18 protein-coding genes are annotated in these 18,024 nt (G+C 55.8%); 15 read left to right on the top strand and 3 right to left on the bottom strand.

Going from position 1 to position 18,024, the window contains the following annotated elements; all coding sequences use genetic code 11:
• Nucleotides 1-45: 45 nt before the first annotated feature.
• Both DBR02_RS02610 and DBR02_RS02605 read right to left on the bottom strand, forming a co-directional pair.
• Nucleotides 46-348, bottom strand: coding sequence for a Gp49 family protein (locus tag DBR02_RS02610; protein ID WP_063162238.1), 303 nt, complete (start codon nt 346-348; stop codon nt 46-48).
• A 44-nt stretch (nt 349-392) separates the two neighbouring features.
• Nucleotides 393-578 (bottom strand): hypothetical protein, encoded by a 186-nt coding sequence (locus DBR02_RS02605; RefSeq protein ID WP_107533498.1) that lies wholly within the window; start codon nt 576-578, stop codon nt 393-395.
• Between the two features lie 773 nt (nt 579-1,351).
• Here DBR02_RS02605 and DBR02_RS02600 point away from each other — a divergent pair.
• The 15 genes from DBR02_RS02600 to DBR02_RS02530 are packed head-to-tail and all read left to right on the top strand — an operon-like array spanning nt 1,352 to nt 17,446.
• Nucleotides 1,352-1,558, top strand: a complete 207-nt coding sequence (locus DBR02_RS02600) for a hypothetical protein (protein ID WP_032636549.1) — start codon at nt 1,352-1,354, stop codon at nt 1,556-1,558.
• Nucleotides 1,559-1,572: 14 nt separating this feature from the next.
• Nucleotides 1,573-3,243 (top strand): portal protein, encoded by a 1,671-nt coding sequence (locus tag DBR02_RS02595; RefSeq protein ID WP_107533497.1) that lies wholly within the window; start codon nt 1,573-1,575, stop codon nt 3,241-3,243.
• Nucleotides 3,240-3,536 carry a Bbp19 family protein gene (locus DBR02_RS02590; RefSeq protein WP_032636545.1) on the top strand — a complete coding sequence of 99 codons (297 nt, stop codon included), beginning with the start codon at nt 3,240-3,242 and terminating at the stop codon, nt 3,534-3,536. The genes DBR02_RS02595 and DBR02_RS02590 overlap by 4 nt, the downstream gene beginning before the upstream one ends.
• 2 nt (nt 3,537-3,538) lie before the next feature.
• On the top strand, nt 3,539-4,237 hold the full coding sequence (locus DBR02_RS02585; protein ID WP_063928596.1) for a peptidase: 699 nt from the start codon (nt 3,539-3,541) through the stop codon (nt 4,235-4,237).
• Between the two features lie 17 nt (nt 4,238-4,254).
• Entirely contained in the window at nt 4,255-5,241 is a 987-nt protein-coding gene (locus DBR02_RS02580) for a major capsid protein (protein WP_045342886.1), read from the top strand.
• A 51-nt stretch (nt 5,242-5,292) separates the two neighbouring features.
• Nucleotides 5,293-5,733 (top strand): Bbp16 family capsid cement protein, encoded by a 441-nt coding sequence (locus DBR02_RS02575; RefSeq protein WP_032634949.1) that lies wholly within the window; start codon nt 5,293-5,295, stop codon nt 5,731-5,733.
• 4 nt (nt 5,734-5,737) lie between these two features.
• Nucleotides 5,738-6,124: a hypothetical protein gene (locus tag DBR02_RS02570; RefSeq protein ID WP_063921810.1), complete on the top strand. Its 387-nt coding sequence runs from the start codon at nt 5,738-5,740 to the stop codon at nt 6,122-6,124.
• A gap of 51 nt (nt 6,125-6,175) precedes the next feature.
• On the top strand, nt 6,176-6,499 hold the full coding sequence (gene gp10, locus DBR02_RS02565; RefSeq protein WP_045342894.1) for a capsid staple protein: 324 nt from the start codon (nt 6,176-6,178) through the stop codon (nt 6,497-6,499).
• Nucleotides 6,499-7,104, top strand: a complete 606-nt coding sequence (locus DBR02_RS02560; RefSeq protein WP_040117947.1) for a hypothetical protein — start codon at nt 6,499-6,501, stop codon at nt 7,102-7,104. Before gp10 ends, DBR02_RS02560 begins: the two co-directional genes overlap by 1 nt.
• The gene (locus DBR02_RS02555) at nt 7,104-9,581 is read left to right on the top strand and encodes a hypothetical protein (protein ID WP_107533496.1); all 2,478 of its coding nucleotides are present in this window, start codon (nt 7,104-7,106) and stop codon (nt 9,579-9,581) included. The genes DBR02_RS02560 and DBR02_RS02555 overlap by 1 nt, the downstream gene beginning before the upstream one ends.
• Nucleotides 9,581-10,045, top strand: coding sequence for a hypothetical protein (locus DBR02_RS02550; protein ID WP_107533495.1), 465 nt, complete (start codon nt 9,581-9,583; stop codon nt 10,043-10,045). The genes DBR02_RS02555 and DBR02_RS02550 overlap by 1 nt, the downstream gene beginning before the upstream one ends.
• On the top strand, nt 10,045-10,584 hold the full coding sequence (locus tag DBR02_RS02545) for a virion core protein, T7 gp14 family (RefSeq protein ID WP_032671835.1): 540 nt from the start codon (nt 10,045-10,047) through the stop codon (nt 10,582-10,584). The genes DBR02_RS02550 and DBR02_RS02545 overlap by 1 nt, the downstream gene beginning before the upstream one ends.
• Before the next feature lie 12 nt (nt 10,585-10,596).
• Nucleotides 10,597-13,125, top strand: a complete 2,529-nt coding sequence (locus DBR02_RS02540; protein WP_107533494.1) for a hypothetical protein — start codon at nt 10,597-10,599, stop codon at nt 13,123-13,125.
• A complete protein-coding gene (locus DBR02_RS02535) occupies nt 13,125-14,690 on the top strand; it encodes a hypothetical protein (protein WP_107533493.1) in 1,566 nt (521 codons plus the stop codon). The genes DBR02_RS02540 and DBR02_RS02535 overlap by 1 nt, the downstream gene beginning before the upstream one ends.
• Nucleotides 14,690-17,446 (top strand): hypothetical protein, encoded by a 2,757-nt coding sequence (locus DBR02_RS02530; protein ID WP_107533492.1) that lies wholly within the window; start codon nt 14,690-14,692, stop codon nt 17,444-17,446. The genes DBR02_RS02535 and DBR02_RS02530 overlap by 1 nt, the downstream gene beginning before the upstream one ends.
• Nucleotides 17,447-17,669: 223 nt before the next feature.
• On the opposite strand, the gene DBR02_RS02520 is transcribed toward DBR02_RS02530, so the two are convergent.
• Nucleotides 17,670-17,930 carry a hypothetical protein gene (locus tag DBR02_RS02520; RefSeq protein WP_032671830.1) on the bottom strand — a complete coding sequence of 87 codons (261 nt, stop codon included), beginning with the start codon at nt 17,928-17,930 and terminating at the stop codon, nt 17,670-17,672.
• Nucleotides 17,931-18,024: the final 94 nt, after the last annotated feature.

Raw genomic sequence — 18,024 nt, 5'->3', positions numbered from 1 at the left:
CTGATTGTGACATGTCACGGCATTAAAAGCCGTCGAATTCGTCTTTCACTGTTGGCTCAACTTCTCTTTCAAAGCGTAACCCATTAGCGGCCACAGCTCGTTCTCTGCATTCGTCAGAGCAATCTGTTTACCGATCGCCTCATTGTCGTTTTCAGCTGAGACTGCACATGATGGCTTTCCGGTAACCGCAAAGCCATTCTTTGTCGTAATGATCGCCCAGCGCAGAACCTGCCCGGTAACAGAAACGTGCTTAACGATTTCAGTGTGAGCAATGTTTGCGATCATGTCGTCTCGCGTAACGCGCGGCGCGGTTAAGCCTTTGGCCTGAATTTCCTGCTCAATAGCCATGCAGGATGGTGCTGGGGATGCTGTTGATACCATGGTTGCTTACCTCAGAAAGTAATTTTATCGAATGCGGCGTTGATGGCTTTGGCATCCTGAACAGCACCTCGCTCATCAAGTACAGCTCTTTTACTAAGCACTTCAGCCAGGCATTGCAATTTGGTGTGATAGAGATTCTCGCGGCGGATCTCTTCGGCAGGAGATTGTTTCTGAACATTAACGACTGTCTGATTCATGATTTTCACCTTAAAAAAATGCCCGGACGAACCGGGCTAACTGGAAGCAAAGGACTACGGAGTGCCTTCCTTGGCGGGTGATGCAGGGTTTACAGCGCAACGTCATCGGAATGGCGTTCTGCTGTAAAAAGGGCGGTGGTCAGAAGTGGGAGCAACTGCCACCGCCAAAGCTACACGCATTGCCTGGTACTGCCGTATCACGGTCCTAAGGCGTGATTGGGTTGTGGTGGCCGGTGCTGATCTCCGGCATTCTCCACCCTTAGTCAGTCAGTTTTTCCGCTCGAGTCCGGAAGGAGATAGAAACTGTCGACGCTAAATTCGCGCATCAGCCTGCGCATTCACCACAACATTGAGAGCACTGCGCCTGTATCGGTTAGCGTCACGGGATTAACCGGTCACCCCAATGCTCTCATCGTTGTATCCTCGTCTCTTCCGAGGTGTCACACCGTATCGCCACGATGGTGAGTCGTCATGTCGTGCATACCGATAACACTGACTTGCACATTCCGGGAACCCGCTCGGGGATAAGGAACACCAAGGAACCCCGCCGGACCGCTACGACACATGTGCCAGATGCCGTACTGCTCACACCTGGAAGCGCACTCACCAGTTTTGATTTAGCGACAAGACCTCACAGAACCAATATCAAAGTGCGCTTTCATGTTGTGTTACCTGAAGGGTAATAATTGCAGTCCATTATGTCAATACACTACGTAAAATAATCCGTATATGGTTAAATTGGTAATAATTTAATCGTGTGTGAGGTTATCGCTATGTGTATCGGCAGCAAGCCATCAGTGCCAGCGGCACCAGAAGTTCAGGCCGCACCTCAGGAGCAGGACGCCGCTGTGGTCAGTGCGCGCGATGATGAAGAGCGCCGCCGCCGTGCTGCCGCCGGTCGTAACTCGACCATGCTCACCGGTGCCCAGGGCGACACTTCCGCCGCCAATACCAGCGGTAAAACGCTGCTCGGTCAGTAACGGAGCGCGCAGAGATGGTGGAAACCGAAAAAGAGCGGCTGCTGAAGCAGCTCGCACAGCTGAAGAATGAGCGCACATCGTTCGAGCCGCACTGGCGCGACCTGAGCGACTTTATCAATCCGCGCGGTTCCCGCTTCCTGACGTCTGATGTTAACCGTGACGATCGCCGCAACACCAAAATTGTTGACCCTACCGGTTCACTCGCTCAGCGCATTCTCGCCAGCGGCATGATGTCCGGCATCACCAGCCCTGCGCGCCCGTGGTTCAAGCTGGCAACGCCTGACCCTGACATGATGGATTACGGCCCGGTTAAGGTCTGGCTGGAAGTCGTGCAGCGCCGCATGAACGAAGTGTTCAACAAGTCGAATCTTTATCAGTCTCTGCCCGTCATGTACGCCAGTCTGGGTACTTTCGGTACTGCCGCTATGGCTGTTCTGGAAGATGACCAGGACGTGATCCGCACAATGCCATTCCCGATTGGCAGCTACTACCTGGCTAACAGCCCGCGTGGCAGCGTCGACACATCCTTCCGTCAGTTCTCCATGACCGTGCGCCAGCTCGTGCAAGAGTTTGGCCTGGACAATGTCAGCGCGTCCGTGAAGAGCCAGTGGGAAAGCGGCTCGTATGAAAACTGGATCGAAGTAAACCACTGCATCACGCCAAACATCAACCGCGACAGCGGGAGGATGGACAGCAAGAACAAGCCGTATCGTTCTGTCTATTTCGAGACAGGAGGCGACTCCGACAAGCTGCTGCGTGAATCCGGCTTCGATGAATTCCCGATTCTGGCGCCGCGCTGGGAAGTTAACGGCGAGGACGTTTACGCATCCTCCTGCCCTGGCATGCTGGCACTCGGACAGGTTAAAGCGCTTCAGGTTGAGCAGAAACGTAAAGCTCAGCTGATCGACAAAGCCACTAACCCGCCGATGGTCGCGCCGGCGTCGCTGAAAAATCAGCGCGTTTCTCTGCTGCCTGGTGACGTGACCTATCTCGATGTGCTGAGCGGTCAGGACGGTTTCAAACCTGCGTACCTGGTAAATCCGAATACCGCCGACCTGCTGGCCGACATTCAGGATACCCGCCAGACCATCAACAGCGCCTACTTTGTCGACCTCTTCATGATGCTGCAAAACATCAACACCCGCTCAATGCCGGTGGAAGCAGTGATCGAGATGAAAGAAGAGAAACTGCTGATGCTCGGCCCGGTGCTGGAACGCCTGAACGACGAAGCGCTCAATCCGCTTATCGACCGCGTGTTCTCCATCATGGCGCGCAAGAACATGCTTCCGCCACCTCCTGACGTTATGCAGGGCATGCCGCTGCGCATCGAATACATCTCCGTTATGGCGCAGGCGCAGAAATCTATCGGGCTCACCAGCCTGTCGCAGACCGTTGGGTTTATCGGCCAGCTCGCACAGTTCAAACCTGAAGCGCTCGACAAGCTCGACGTGGATCAGGCAATTGACGCGTTCTCCGAAATGTCCGGCGTATCGCCAACCGTCATCGTTCCGCAGGAGCAGGTGCAGGGCATTCGTGAAGAGCGCGCCAAGCAACAGCAGGCAGCTCAGGCGCTGGCAATGGGTCAGGCCGTAGCGCAGGGCGCGAAGACGCTCAGCGATACGCAAACCGCAGATCCAAGCGCACTGACAGCAATCACTAACGCAGCAGGAGCGGCGCAGCAATGACTGACTTTGACGAAGAAGAACTGCGCATTCAGAACGAGCGGAAGAAGCACGATCTGGAGCAGCGCGAAAAGGACGACATCAAGTTCGTCATGGATAGCGAACAGGGCCGCCGCGTCGTGTGGAGAGTGCTGGAGAGTGGGCGCGTATTCGCCGCCATACCGCCGATGGATGCCCTGGCAATGGCTTTCAACGAAGGGCAGCGCAATCTGGCTCTGGAGCTATTCCAGCGCGTCATGACGCACTGCCCCGATCAGTATCTGAAGATGGCCGCAGAGGCCAGTGAACAGGAGTAACCATGAATTTATTTGAACGTTTGCTGCATCGCCGTCTTTGCAATGAGCAACCTGCTGATGGTGGCACTGCACCTGCACCGTCTGAGCAATCTGCACCTGCTGCCGATGCTCCAGCACCTGCAGGCGAGCCAGCGAAACCAGAAGGCGATAAGCCACAGTCTGGCGCTGAAGGTGACAAGCCTCAGGAAGACAAACCCGCTGATGGTGAAAAGCCAGCGGAGGAGTCGGATGACGAAAAGCAGAAGCAGGAAGGTGCGCCGGAGAAATACGAATTTACCGCTGGTGAAGGCGTAGAGCTGGATACCGAAGCGCTGAAGGACTTCGAACCCGTTGCCCGTGATCTGAACCTGACCAACGAGCAGGCGCAAAAGCTGGTGGACGCATATCCAAAAATTCTGGCCGGTGTGCAGCAGCGTCAGGCAGAAGCCTGGCAGAAGCAGACCGAAGGCTGGGCAGAGACCGTGAAGGCAGACAAGGAGATCGGCGGCGACAAACTGACCGCAAACCTCAGTGCTGCGCAGCGTGCACTCGACCAGTTCGGCACGCCGGAACTGAAAGAATATCTGAACGCTACCGGGCTTGGTAACCATCCAGACCTGGTTAAAACGTTCGTGAAGATCGGTAAAGCCATGTCGGAAGACGGCATGGTCGATGGCAGTAATCAAGGCCAGCGTAGTGCGGCCGAAGTGCTTTATGGCTAATAAGAGAGGATATAACCATGGCTGTTAAAGGCGTAAATGCGCTGACGCTGGCTGACTGGGCTAAGCGTACTGATCCAAACGGAAAGGTCGATAAGATTGTCGAACTTCTTTCCCAGACCAACGAAATCCTGACGGATATGATGTTCGTAGAGGGTAACCTTCCAACTGGTCACCGTACCACCGTTCGCTCGGGGCTCCCGCAGCCTACCTGGCGTTTGCTGAACTACGGTGTGCAACCGACAAAATCAACTACCGTACAGGTCACTGACACTGTCGGCATGCTGGAGGCTTATGCGGAAGTAGATAAGTCACTGGCAGATCTTAACGGTAACACTGCTGAATTCCGCCTGTCTGAAGATCGTGCATTCCTCGAAGGAATGAACCAGCAGATGGCTCAGACCCTGTTCTACGGCGACACCAGTGTGAATCCGCAGCAGTTCATGGGCCTGTCATCCCGCTACTCCAGCAAATCCGCAGGCAACGGCCAGAACATCATTGATGCTGGCGGCACCGGTACAGATAACACCTCTATCTGGCTGGTGGTCTGGGGTGAAAACACTGTGCACGGCATCTTCCCTAAAGGGCAGAAGGCTGGTTTGCAGACTCAGAACCTCGGCGAGCAGACGCTTACCGATGCCAATGGCGGCAAATACCAGGGTTACCGCACCCATTATAAGTGGGATAACGGCCTGGCTCTCCGTGACTGGCGCTACGTTGTGCGCATCGCCAACATCGATGTGAGCGATCTGTCAGTACCAGGTTCAGCTGCAAATATCGTCAGCCTGATGGTTAAAGCGCTGCACCGCGTCCCTAACCTGAAAATGGGCCGCGCGGTGTTCTACATGAACCGTACCGTTGCCCAGGCGCTGGATCTGCAATCTCTGGATAAAGCCTCTCTGGCTCTGTCCGTAAAAGAGACTGAAGGCGAATTCTGGACCACGTTCCGTGGCATCCCAATCCGTGAAACCGATGCGATTCTCGAAACAGAAGCGCGCGTTGTTTAACGCCTGTCATTAACTGATGGGCCTTAACCGGCCCATAAATGGAGAAAGAAAATGATCCTCGACAAACTGTTGATGTTCTCCGAGAAGCAGGCGGTTACAGCTTCTGCTGCTTCTACGGACGTGATTGACCTCGGCCCTATCGACGGCACCCGCCGCGATATCGGCGTTGGTTATCCGCTGGAGTTCTGGGCAACCGTTGACACCACTGCAACCGCTGCTGGTGCTGCGACCCTCAACGTTCAGTTGCAGACCAGCCCTGACAACTCCACCTGGACCACTATCTACGACAGCGGTGCTCTGGCGCTGTCTGCACTGACAGTTGGCAAACGCCTGTTCTCAACCAAAGTTCCGGCGGGCGTCCAGCGTTATCTGCGCGTTAACTATTCAGTCGGCACCGGTCCGCTGACTGCTGGCGCGTTCACCTCGGGCATTAATCTGGATGTTGACAACAACACTCCTTATTACCCGATCCGTTCCAAAGTGACTGGCTAAGGTGATGGCAATGGAAAAAGCAAAATACCGCGTCCTGCGCTTATCCCATATTCATAACAACCTCTGGCCTGAAGGCTCAGAAATTGAATATGACGGCGAGCCAGGATCTGCGCTGGAGCCGATCAACGCAGCGGCGAAGGCGGCAAAGAAGAAGGCAGATAAGAAGGCAGATAAGAAGCGCGGAATCGTGCCGGTTGACTCTCAGCCTGAACCACAGGATGAAGATGATGGCCAGGAAGATACCGGCGGTAAAGATGCCAATACCTTCAGTGAAGATGAAGCCGCGCTACGCCAGCAGTACGAAGAACTTTTCAACAAGAAACCTGGCAACATGAATGTTGAAACGATCAAAGAGCGTATTGCGGAAGAACGGCAAAAACTGGGCGTCTAAGCCTCGCTAATAAAACAAGGGGCTTCGGCCCCTTTATTGCAGGAGTCCGCTATGGAACTGGTAAACCTCAAAACTGGAACTGACACCTATCAGGATGAGGATGGTAAAACCCAGACTCGCGATGATTATCCATGGGGCCTTTGCATTGAGCTGAACAACGAGACGCTCGCCAAGCTCAAGGCAACGCCACAATCCGCTGGTACTGAAGTGATGATCACCGCGAAAGCCATAATTCGTTCCACCTCTACCCGAGAAACGGAAGATGGCATGCAGCATAACGCCAGCTTGCAGATTACTGACATGGCACTCAGCCCGGTATCTGGTGAGCAGCCCAAAACTGCCGCCCAAACTCTCTACGGCGGGGAGGATGATTAATGGCCTCCGTTATCGAGATCTGTAACCGCGCGCTGAGCAATATCGGGAACAGCCGCAGCATTAACAGCCTGACCGAGGCCAGCAAAGAAGCCGGGCAGTGCTCCCTGCATTTCGATTCCTGCCGCGATGCTGCGCTGGCGGACTTCGACTGGAACTTTGCCACCAAACGCCTGGCGCTGGCCGATACCAACAATCCGCCGCCGGACTGGGCTTATTCCTACCAGTATCCGACTGACTGCCTGCGCATCACCGAAATTATGGTGCCCGGCATACGTAATCCCACGGCGGCCATGCGCATCAACTATGAGGTTGGGGCTGATACCGACGGCACCGGAAAGCTGATCTACACCGATCAGCCTCAGGCATGGCTGAAGTATATCGCGCGCGTCACCGACGTGAACATGTTCGATGCAATCTTCATGGAAGCGCTGTCCTGGCGTCTGGCCGCCGCCATCAATATGCCGCTGACCGGCAGCGCAGATCTCGGTAACAACGCACTGACCATGTACCGCAGCGTCATCCTGAGCGCTGGCTCGCACAGCCAGAACGAATCCCAGGAGCCGCAGCCGCCAGTTGATGAGTTCACCGCAGCGAGGTTGTCATAATGGCTTTCAGTTGGATTCAGCCGAGCTTTGCCGGCGGTGAAATTGGCCCGTCGCTGTACGGGCGCATCGATATGTCGAAGTATCAGGTGGCGCTGCGCAAGTGCGACAACTTTATTGTCCGTCAGTATGGCGGGGTGGAGAATCGCCCGGGCACGCGCTTCGTCGGCGAAGCCAAATATCCGACGCGAAAATGCCGCCTTATCCCTTTCCAGTTCTCGACCGTCCAGACTTATGCGCTGGAGTTCGGGCACAACTATATGCGCGTCATCAAAAACGGCGCGTATGTGCTGAACAGCAGCAATGTGATCTACGAACTGGCGATGCCGTATGCTGAGACTGACCTGTTCCGCATCAAATTCACGCAGAGCGCAGACGTGCTTACGCTGGTTCACCCGGCCTATCCGCCGAAGGAGTTGCGCCGTTACGCGCACGACAACTGGCAGATCGTTGATGTCACCACCAAAAACGGACCGTTCGAAGATATCAACGTTGACGAGTCAGTGAAGGTATACGCCAGCGCCAGCACCGGTACTATTACGCTGACGGCAAGCTCCGCCATATTCGGATCTGAGCAGGTAGGTAAATTGTTTTACCTCGAACAGCCTGCGGTTGATTCCGTTCCCGTATGGGAGACCAGCAAGACCACCGCTATCAACGATGTACGCCGCGCCGACAGCAACTACTACCGTGCCAATACTTCCGGCAAGACCGGGGCCCTGCGGCCTTCTCACACGGAAGGCATGTCCTGGGATGGATGGGGCGGAACCGGGGATAGTGATACCGGAATCCAGTGGGAATACCTGCACAGCGGTTTCGGCATTGCGCGCATTACAGCCGTAGCCAGCGACGGCCTGACAGCCACTGCTACGGTGGTGAGCTATATCCCGTCGCAGGTTGTCGGATCGGCTAATGGCAGCTACAAGTGGGCACGGTACGCATGGAACAGTGTCAACGGCTACCCGAGCACGGTTGTTTACTATCAGCAGCGCCTGTATTTCGCCGCGTCCACCGCGTACCCACAAACGATCTGGGCGAGCCGGACCGGTGACTATAAAGACTTCGGCAAGAATAACCCTATTCAGGATGACGATCGCATCATCTACACCTACGCCGGGCGACAGGTGAATGAGATACGCCATCTTATCGACGTCGGCAACCTGGTCGCGCTGACATCCGGCGGGGAATATACGATATCCGGAGACCAGAATAAGGTCCTCACGCCGTCGGCGTTTTCGTTCAGCTCGCAGGGAAACAACGGCTCCAGCAATGTGCCGCCGATCGCGGTGGCAAACATCGCGCTGTTCATCCAGGAGAAGGGGAGCGTGGTCCGTGATCTGGCTTACTCCTTCGACGTGGACGGATACCAGGGCACTGACCTGACCATACTGGCAAACCACCTGTTCCAGAAGCGCAGCATTGTCGACTGGTCATTCTGCATCGTGCCGTACAGCAGCGCGTTCTGCATCCGCGATGACGGCAAACTGCTGGTGCTGACCTATCTGCGCGACCAACAGGTATTTGCCTGGGCACCGCAGTCCAGCACTGGAAAGTACGAAAGCACCTGCTCCATCAGCGAAGGAAGCGAGGACGCTGTTTACTTCGTGGTTAACCGCACCATCAACGGACAGACGAAACGTTACATAGAGCGCCTGTCCAGCCGCCTGTTTACCAGTGATGAAGATGCGTTCTTTGTCGATTGCGGACTGAGCTATGACGGACGCAATACCTCAACACGTACTATGACCATCAGCGGCGGCAGTGGTGACTGGAGCTATCAGGTTGACTACCCGGTGACGATAAGCGGCGGGGCGTATTTCGTGGGCACTGACGTTGGCGCTCAGATCCAGTTCCCGTACTCAGAAACGGATCCTGATACCGGCGAAGTGGTGGCGAAAGAATTGCGTGGCGACATTATCTCCGTAACGAGTAATACCGCCGTGGTTGTGCGCTTCAACCGTAACGTACCCGCGGTACTGCGCACTGCGGCCACAACTAACTGGCAGATGGCCCGCCAGACTTTCAGCGGTCTGTCACACCTCGAAGGCCAGACAGTCAACATCCTCTCCGATGCCAGCGTAGAGCCACAGAAAACCGTAACCGGTGGTGCTGTCACGCTGGAATCACCGGGCGCAGTGGTGCATATCGGGCTGCCGATCACCGCTGAATTCGAAACGCTGGACATCAATATCAACGGGCAGGAAACGCTGCTGGATAAAAAGCAGGTGATCCCCACTGTGACGATGGTGGTCAACGCCAGCCGCGGCATCTGGGCAACCACTCCGGGCGGAGAATGGTACGAGTATCCTCAGCGTGAGTTTGAGTTCTACGACGATCCGGTTGATGACGCTACCGGGAAGGTGGAAGTGAAGCTCGACAGCAACTGGGATAAGAACGGACGCGTTAAGGTGCGCCAGCTCGACCCACTGCCGCTTTCTGTTCTGGCGGTCCTGCCGCGCATGACGGTCGGGGGATTCTGATGATTAAAGCTCAGATCGTACCGGCAACCCAGGAACATATCGAAGCTATGCTCCCGCATGTCCGCCAGGCTGACGTTGATGAATTTATGGCGACAAACGGATGGAGCCCGCGCCGCGTTCTGGAAACCGGTCTGCGCACGTCAACTTTCGCCTGCGCCGGGCTTATCAACGGGGAAGGGGTGACCATCTTCGGCGTGGCCCCGGCATCAATGATCGGCGGCAACGGTATCCCGTGGCTGGTGGGCACCGATGCGCTGGAGAAATACCAACGCACTTTCCTGCGCCGCTGCGGGAAAGTGGTCAATGCAATGCTGGCTGTTTACCCGTATCTTGAAAACTATGTAGATGCCCGCAACCACACAGCGCGTATCTGGCTGCACTGGCTGGGATTCACCATTGAAGAACCACAGCCGTACGGCGCTCACGGTCTTCTGTTTCATCGCTTCCACATGGAGAAAAAATAATGTGCGAACCCACCACAATCTTAGCCGGTGCGACTCTCGCAGCAGGCGCGCTGTCAGCTTACAACCAGTATGAGACAGGGAAATATTCTGCCGCTGTTGCTGAGCAGAATGCGGATGTGGCAGAAGCTCAGGCGCAGGACTCGATTAACCGTGGCAATGCCCAGGCCGAGGAAGTGCGCCGCCGTAATCGCCAGGCAGCCGGCACCCAGGCTGCAACCATGGGGGCCACCGGGGCAGACCTCTCAACCGGTAATGCTCTGGATATCTTCGGAGATACCGCTCAGTTCGGCACGCTGGATGCTCTGACGACCGTTAACAACGCCCAGCGCGAGGCTTACGGCTATCAGGTGCAGTCCGCCAACTATGACGCCCAGGCGGTATCCGCGCGTAAGCAGGGGAATATGGGGGCGATGACAACGCTGCTCACAACGCCGCTACAGGCTTACGGAGCCTATCAAATGGCTGGTGGGACGTGGTCGCCATTCTCACAGAAGGCCGCACCTATCAGCGCAGCCGTCGGCACGCCAACCGGTCGATAAGGAGATATCGAAATGCCAACAGTACCAACAGTCAGCGGGCGCCAGGTTGAAAGCCGCGGATTCCAGTCTCCTGGATTTCAGGCGTTCGAACAGCCGAATGTCGGCGACGTCATTTCTCAGGTCGCGCCAAAGGCGATCGACATGTTCGCGCAGGCCAAGCAGAGGGCGGATGTCGCCCAGGCGCAAGATGCATCGCTGCAACTGAGTCAGGTATCGAGTGATCTGCTGACGAATCCCGATACCGGTCTGCTGAATCTTCAGGGTAAGAATGCACTGGGTAAGGGCCAGGAGTACACCCAACAGTTTGATTCCCAGGCAGAGCAGATCGCCATGACCCTGCCAGAAGGTGCCCGTGCCGGGTTCCTTCAGCAAGCACAGCAGCAGCGCATTCAGTTCACGACGCAGGCCGGACGCCACGAGATCAGCCAGCTTAACGCCTATGAAGAAGGACAGTTCCAGGCGACGCTGGCGAACAACGGGAAACTGGCAGCATCTGCGTACGGCGATAACGCCAACTACGTGCTGTACAACCAGCAGACCTTTCAGCAGATCGAAACCTATGGCGCCGCGCATGGCTGGAGTGCCGAGCAGATTCAGGCGAAAAAGACCGAATTTAAAGAGAAGGTCGCTGATACGGCTCTCTCTCAGTGGTCTGCTAACAACTCTATCGAGTTCATTCAGAGCAATGGTGAGCTGAGCGACACGGCTGTTGGATCACGTCGTGCGGTATCGGAAGGCGGTTCAGGCGACAGCGCTCGCGGCATTCGCAATAACAACCCCGGAAACCTCGAGTACAGCAAAACTAATCCGTGGGTTGGGCAGACCGGTGATGATGGTCGATTTGCTAAATTCGAAACTCCGGAGCATGGCATTCGCGCGCTGGGCCGCAACCTGCTGTCTTATCAGCGCCAGGGCATCGATACCGTCAGTGACATTATCAACCGCTGGGCGCCGCCATCTGACAATAACAACACCGATGCTTACATTCAGGCAGTATGTGCACAGCTCGGCGTAACTGCGGATCAGCAGCTTGACGCATCAAACCCTGACACGCTGAAGGCTCTATGTGCTGCAATCATCCAGCATGAGAACGGGAGCCAGCCATACAGCGACCAGCAGCTCGCCACCGGTGTCAGTGCAGCTATTGGCCTGTCACAGCTTCCGACCAGCACCAAGCGATATACCGGCAATGCTGCATTCGACGCTGCATCTCCTGAAGCGCAGGCAACCTTCCTTCGCCAGGCTGACCAAATTCGCAAGCAGCAGCAGGCGGAATATCGCACCAGTATCGACAGTCGGGTTCGCGATGCCAGCGCGGCATACATGCGCGGTGTTGATTTCCCTGATGCACCAACGCAGACCGACTTCCTGGTTGCCTATGGGGTGCGGGAAGGTAATCTCCGCTATACCGAGTTTCGGAATACGCAGATCGCCGGGCAGTACATTGGCTCATTCCGCAACATGCCGACGAGCAGCATCACAGCCTACGTCAATCAGCTGAAGCCAGGAACCGAGGAAACAGGCGAGGGATATGCATCCCGCGCTGAATTATTCGATCAGGTATCGGCGGCGGCCTCAAAGGTGATCAGCCAGAGGCAGAACAACCCGTTCAACGCCGCGGTGGAGATTGGAGCCTATAAGCCGATCGCCAGCAACAACCCTAACGACATCACAGCTGAGGTTGCTAACCGTTTCTCTTCACAGGAAAGCCTGCGCGCGCTGGGCATCAATGCGCCTATTCTGTCCAGTGAGGAGGCTGCGGCACTGTCTGAACAGGTACGCGGTACCAAAGACGTAAACCAGACAATCAGCCTGTTACAGAGCATGGGGGAAACGCTGTCCGCTCCGGCAATGCGCCAGGTCGCGTCTGCCATTGCGCCTAACAACGCAGCAACTGCATATTCCGCGCTGCTGCTGGGGACGCCGGATAACCAGTACGACAACAAAAAACCATCGATCGCATACAGTCAGTTCATTGGCTACAAGCCGACCATGAATAAGTACGACGTATCGAAGGTGATCCTCGCTGGCGATCAGTTGCTCAATCCAACGAAGGCAATGAAAGATGCTGGTATAACCCCGGTGCAGTTGCCGAGCGAAGATAAGCTGAAACGAGCATTCGACGATCAGGTGGGTAATGCATTCGCCAATAACGCGCAGGCGCGCCAGCTCAGTTATAACCTTTTCAAGGCAGCTTACGCCGGGATCGCTTATCAGTCAGGTGATGCCTCCATGACGCGCACTGATGCAGCCAACTCCGACGTAGTGGAAAAGGCGGCGCAATACGCCACAGGGGGCGTGTACAAGGGCTTTAATGGTGGCGATGTGGTAATGCCGTTCGGCATGGATAAATCCACCTTCAAGGACCGCTACACCGCATCTGCACAGCAGGCGCTGAAAGATGCCGGTCTGAACGTAAACTCCGCATCAAACTTCACGCCAGTCAACATTGGCAACAACCAGTATCGACTGGTAAGCGGCAGCGGGCGCTGGGCGACGGATCCGAAAACCAATGAAGCTATCGTTGTGAGGGTCGAATAATGTCTGATGTATTTTCTCTGGCTCCGGAAGGCCAGGCGTGGACCGACGATAAAGCAGCGGCCAATCCGGCACGACCAGAAGACTATGAGCCGACATTCTTCCAGGGTTCAATCGCCGCACCGGTGCGCGGCGTGGCTGAGGGCACTCTCGGCCTTGCACAGTCTGCCGTCGGATTCAGTAAACGCCTGATCAGCGATCCGGCATTCACCGCAGACGTGGCGCCAACGGTCAATATCTTCCGTGTGATGTTTCCTGATGCCGATAAAGCGCTGAATGAAACATACGACACGATTGGCAAACAGTTGCAGGATGCTCGCGGGTATGTGAAGCCGGATGTTGGTAGCCAGGGCACCGCTGCTGAGGTTCTTTATGGCCTCGGTCAGTTCGTGCCGGCCATTGGTGCGACCATTGTCGGCGGCCCCGCGGTCGGCGCAGCTACGGCATTCAGCTCTACGTATGAACAGTCCTATCAGGATTTCAAAGGGAAGGGTGTAGACGAGTCGACGGCGCGCAACCTGGCAACTCAGCAGAGCCTTTTCAACGCAGCGGGCATGGCCTTACCTGCTGCCATCGGCACCACTCTGGCAACGCGCATTGCCTCAGGTGTGGCAATAAACACCGGGTTCGGTGGCCTGAACCGTTACTCCGTCGGCGAAACACTGGAGGAGAAAGGCTACACCGAGATGGCGAAACAGTACCGGGTATTCGACGGCCAGGCGATTCTGGTGGATGCAGTGCTGGGTGGCGCCTTTGGTGGTGCCCATCACCTTGCCGCGCGAAATGCTGACGTGCCGCCTCCAGCAGATACTGAAGCGCCGATCCCGGCGGCGGAAGTGCAGAGCGCACCTGATGCAAGCGCAGAGCCATCGCCTGTGGCCGAAGTAGCGCCAGTGACAGACGCGCCAGGATCACCGGTTCGCTCGGATTCTCAGTCACCAGTGACAGAGCCTGCCGCCACGACAGATATTCCTGCTATTAAGCCAAGCGATATCGATGCCGCCCACACTCTGAATGAGGGGCTCTATTACGATCTGGAATCCTCCCCGGTGCTGCATGCCAGCAACGAGAGCATCAACAGCCATGTGGCAGCCATGGACGAAGCGTATCGACAGCTGAATGACGGCCAGCCTGTTAACGTCGGTATGATGGCGCGCGGGCTGGATGGTCCGGCCCGGCCTGGCATGCTGGAATCTGCAAGCGAGCAGTACCATGCAATGCAGCAGGTTTTCGAAGAGAATGGTGTCAGGTATGAAACGCCGTCAGAACTGGCTGGAGAGGCTCCTGCTCCGCGTGCCGAAAGCGCATTCACGGCAGCAGACGAAACTGGCGGGCAGGTCAGTGTGGATCCCGATACCGGACAGGCTATTTCATCCAACAGTTACGACCTGATGGCGGCGCGCGATATGGCGACCACTAATCCGGACCTGACAATTACGCACCCCGACACCGGGCAACCGGCGAAACTCTCCGATGTTCTGGCTGAATTTGATGAACAAATCCAGACCGTGCAGAACGAATCGAAAGTTTATTCAGTCGCCGCCGCGTGCTTCCTGAGGAATCCATAATGAAACAGGCATGTGTTGAAGCCATTGCGCAGACCCTGGGCCGCCAGCCAAAGGCTGACGAGCTGAAAGGTATTGAGGACCGTATCAAAGAGGCCGTGCGCCAGGTACATAAAAAAAATGCCAGGGAAGGCAAGACTGGCATCCCTGATGCGCAGACGTACATGGAGGCCGCTGATCTTGTGCGACAGCGCGTTGTGCATGACGTTTATAAGAAGCGTCAGCGCGTCGCTCAGAACGCGATCGCCATCAGCAGGGTGACAGATACCCTCGACGCTAATATCCCGCCAGAGCAGCAAACACCCGCCAATTTGCAGCAGTTTATCTTCGCAGGACGGCGCACAACTGACGGTAAGGATATTGCCGTGACCTCGGCCGAGGAACTGGCAACCGGAGCATATCAGGACTGGTCACGCCAGCTCAGTGCTGAACTGCTCAAAGCCGGTGATGACGTCCGTAAATTCTTCGAGCAGAGCAAAGCACTCGGTGAGCAGCGTTTCCGCAGTCTGTTCGACCAGCAGGCGGCAAAGTCTGCACAGCTCCAGATCCTGAAAGAGTTATATGGCGAGGACACCGGGAACCCGCAGGCGAAAAAAATCGCCCAGGTATGGAATGACGTCACCAGCCGGGCCCGGCAGGAAATGAACGACAACGGTTTCGATATCGGCCTGCGAGAAGACTGGCATCTGCCGTATGTGGACGACGCTGATTTTATTCGCAACGCCGGGCGAGATGAATGGCTGGCATCATTGCCGGTGGCAGAACAGGCCAAAGCGCGACTGTCAGGCCGTCAGCCTCCGATTGAGTTTGCCCGCCAGGCATGGGTGGACGACGTTTACAACACGCAGGATCGCAGCAACTACGTTAATCCAGACGGCAGCCCGATGAATGACATCGAGTATCGCCAGGCGCTGGAAGCGATCTTTGAAACGAAGGCCACCGATGGCGCCAACAAAATCGACCCGGGCGCGTTCATGGGCACCGGCGGGATAAAGAATCGCGGTTCCCAGAGCAGGGTGATGGCGTTCAAGGATGCGCAGTCGCACTTCGCCTACATGGAGCGTTATACGCAGCAGCCGGTGGTGGGCGTAATGATGTCGCACCTGCAATCCTCCTCCCGCGATCTGGGTGTCGTTAAAGCATTCGGCCCGGACGCAACCCGCAACTTTTCGCTGGTTCTGGACCGCGTATATCAGCGTGCAGTAACCGGCGGAAAGGAAGTCGGCAAGATGAACGATGAGCGCAAGATGGTTGAGCGCATGTTTAACTCAATGGCGGGGCTTAACGGTGCGGCCACATCGAGCGTATTCACGTCGGCGGTTGGCGGCCTGCGCAACCTGATGACCAGCGCCATGCTCGGCACCAGCGTACTGACCGCAACCAGCGACCAGGCGATCATGCGCGCCAATGCCCAGGCTCTTGGCTTTACCCGAGACGGCATGCGCCTGTCTGCAAACACCATTCGCAACCTGTTCAGCGGTGATGCCAAAAAGGCCAATGCCGAGCTCGGCCTGCTTGTGGACTCGCATGCTGCTGTCGTATCGAAGATGGGCGGCTTTGACCTGTCGCGCGGAATCACCGGCTGGTTCGCAGAAAAAACGTTGAAATGGTCAGGTCTGATCGCCATGGACCGCGCCAACAAGGCGGCTTTTGGCCTGCTGATGTATAAAAACATTGGCGAACTGACCCGCAAATTTAAGACTCTGGATGACGTAAAAGGGTCAGATAAAACCATCCTTGCTAACAAAGGCTGGAGCAATGAAGACTGGGCGATCATGGCAGCGGCAGACCTACAGCCAATGACTACCTCCGGTCACATGGGTATGACTCCTGATGCGATCTACGCCGTGCCTGATGAAGTGATCGCCGACATCATGGCTGACCGTATCGCGCAGGTGCGTGCAGGTAGTGATGCAGCGCTGGCCGCGCTTGGCGATATGCCACCAGAGCGCCTGAAGAAAATGAAAGAGGCGTTCGACGCAGAAGCAGAGCAGACCATCACGCGCATGGTACGTAACGCCAGAGCCGAGGCCGCTCAGAAACTTCTTGGTATCACGCACGGCGAGATGACCAGCGCCGTAACGACCGCTACCGGCCTTGACACCTATGCCCGAGACGATGCCGGACAGCTGATCAAGAGTTTCATGCTCTTTAAGACAACGCCATTCGCTGGGTTCCGCCAGCTGGTAAACCGGGCTAATGATCTGGACACGGTACCAGCTCTTAAATTCCTCGCTTCATACATTGCAGGCACGACTCTGGCCGGGATGTTTGCAAACCAGATGAATAGCCTGTTGACCGGTAATGATCCACTGGATATGACGAAGCCAACTACATGGGTACAGGCTCTTCTGAAAGGTGGGTCATTCGGTATCTACGGCGATTTCCTTTTCCAGGACCATACGCAATATGGTTCCAGTATCGCGGCTACCATCGGCGGACCAGTGCTCAGCTTTGCAGAACAGTTAACTAAACTGCTGATCACTAACCCGCAGAAGGCATTGCAGGGGGAAGAAACTTCATTCGGTGCCGACGCGCTTAAGACGGCTCGAATGATCACCCCGTTCGCAAACCTCTGGTATGCAAAAGCCATTACCAATCACCTGATCCTGCAACAGCTTCAGGAGATGGCGAACCCTGGGTACAACGATCGGGTAAGGGACCGCGCGCAGCGGGAATTTAACACAACGAGTTGGTGGGAGCCCGGCGAAACAACACCGCGGCGCGCTCCAGATCTCGGGAAGGCGGTGGGCCAATGATGGACATCTTAGTCAGTATTGGATTGATGTTGTTCTGGTTTGCTTCCGTAGTTGTATGCGGTACTGCCTATTTGTGGGTGACTGTAATTGCCATCAGGAAAAAGTGGTTAGGAGAGTGGTCGGCGAAGGTCGTTTACTTCTCGACCTTCGTCATCATTGCCGCAATAATCTTTAAACTTCCTTTACTGTGACATGTCACGAGGCCGCGCATGCGGCCTTTACTTTATGTCGTTTCCTGCTTCAGTTTTTCCACGCAGTAATCAAGATGCATTTGCAGATCTTTCATGGACATCTGCGAGCTGGTGACATAGTTAACCAGAGCAGTCAACTCAGCCATCGGACCATCAACGTTAAACCCATCCTCACCAAGCTGGCGCAGCAACGTCATCAGGTGAGAATCTTCAACAAGGGAGCGGACGCCTCCCGGCGTGTGTATTCGTTCGGCAAATCCTTTTTCCAGCGGGTGATGATACTGACGTTGCATCTGATAATCTCCATGCATTCACTGTATATATGTACAGTAGCAAATGTTCGAAATACTATCCAGCACGAATTGCCATTTACCTAAAAGGTAATAA

The organism is Enterobacter cloacae complex sp., assembly GCF_900322725.1.
In the GTDB taxonomy this organism is placed as follows: Bacteria; Pseudomonadota; Gammaproteobacteria; order Enterobacterales; family Enterobacteriaceae; genus Enterobacter; species Enterobacter quasihormaechei.
This window is presented reverse-complemented; position numbering and strand designations above follow the sequence as displayed.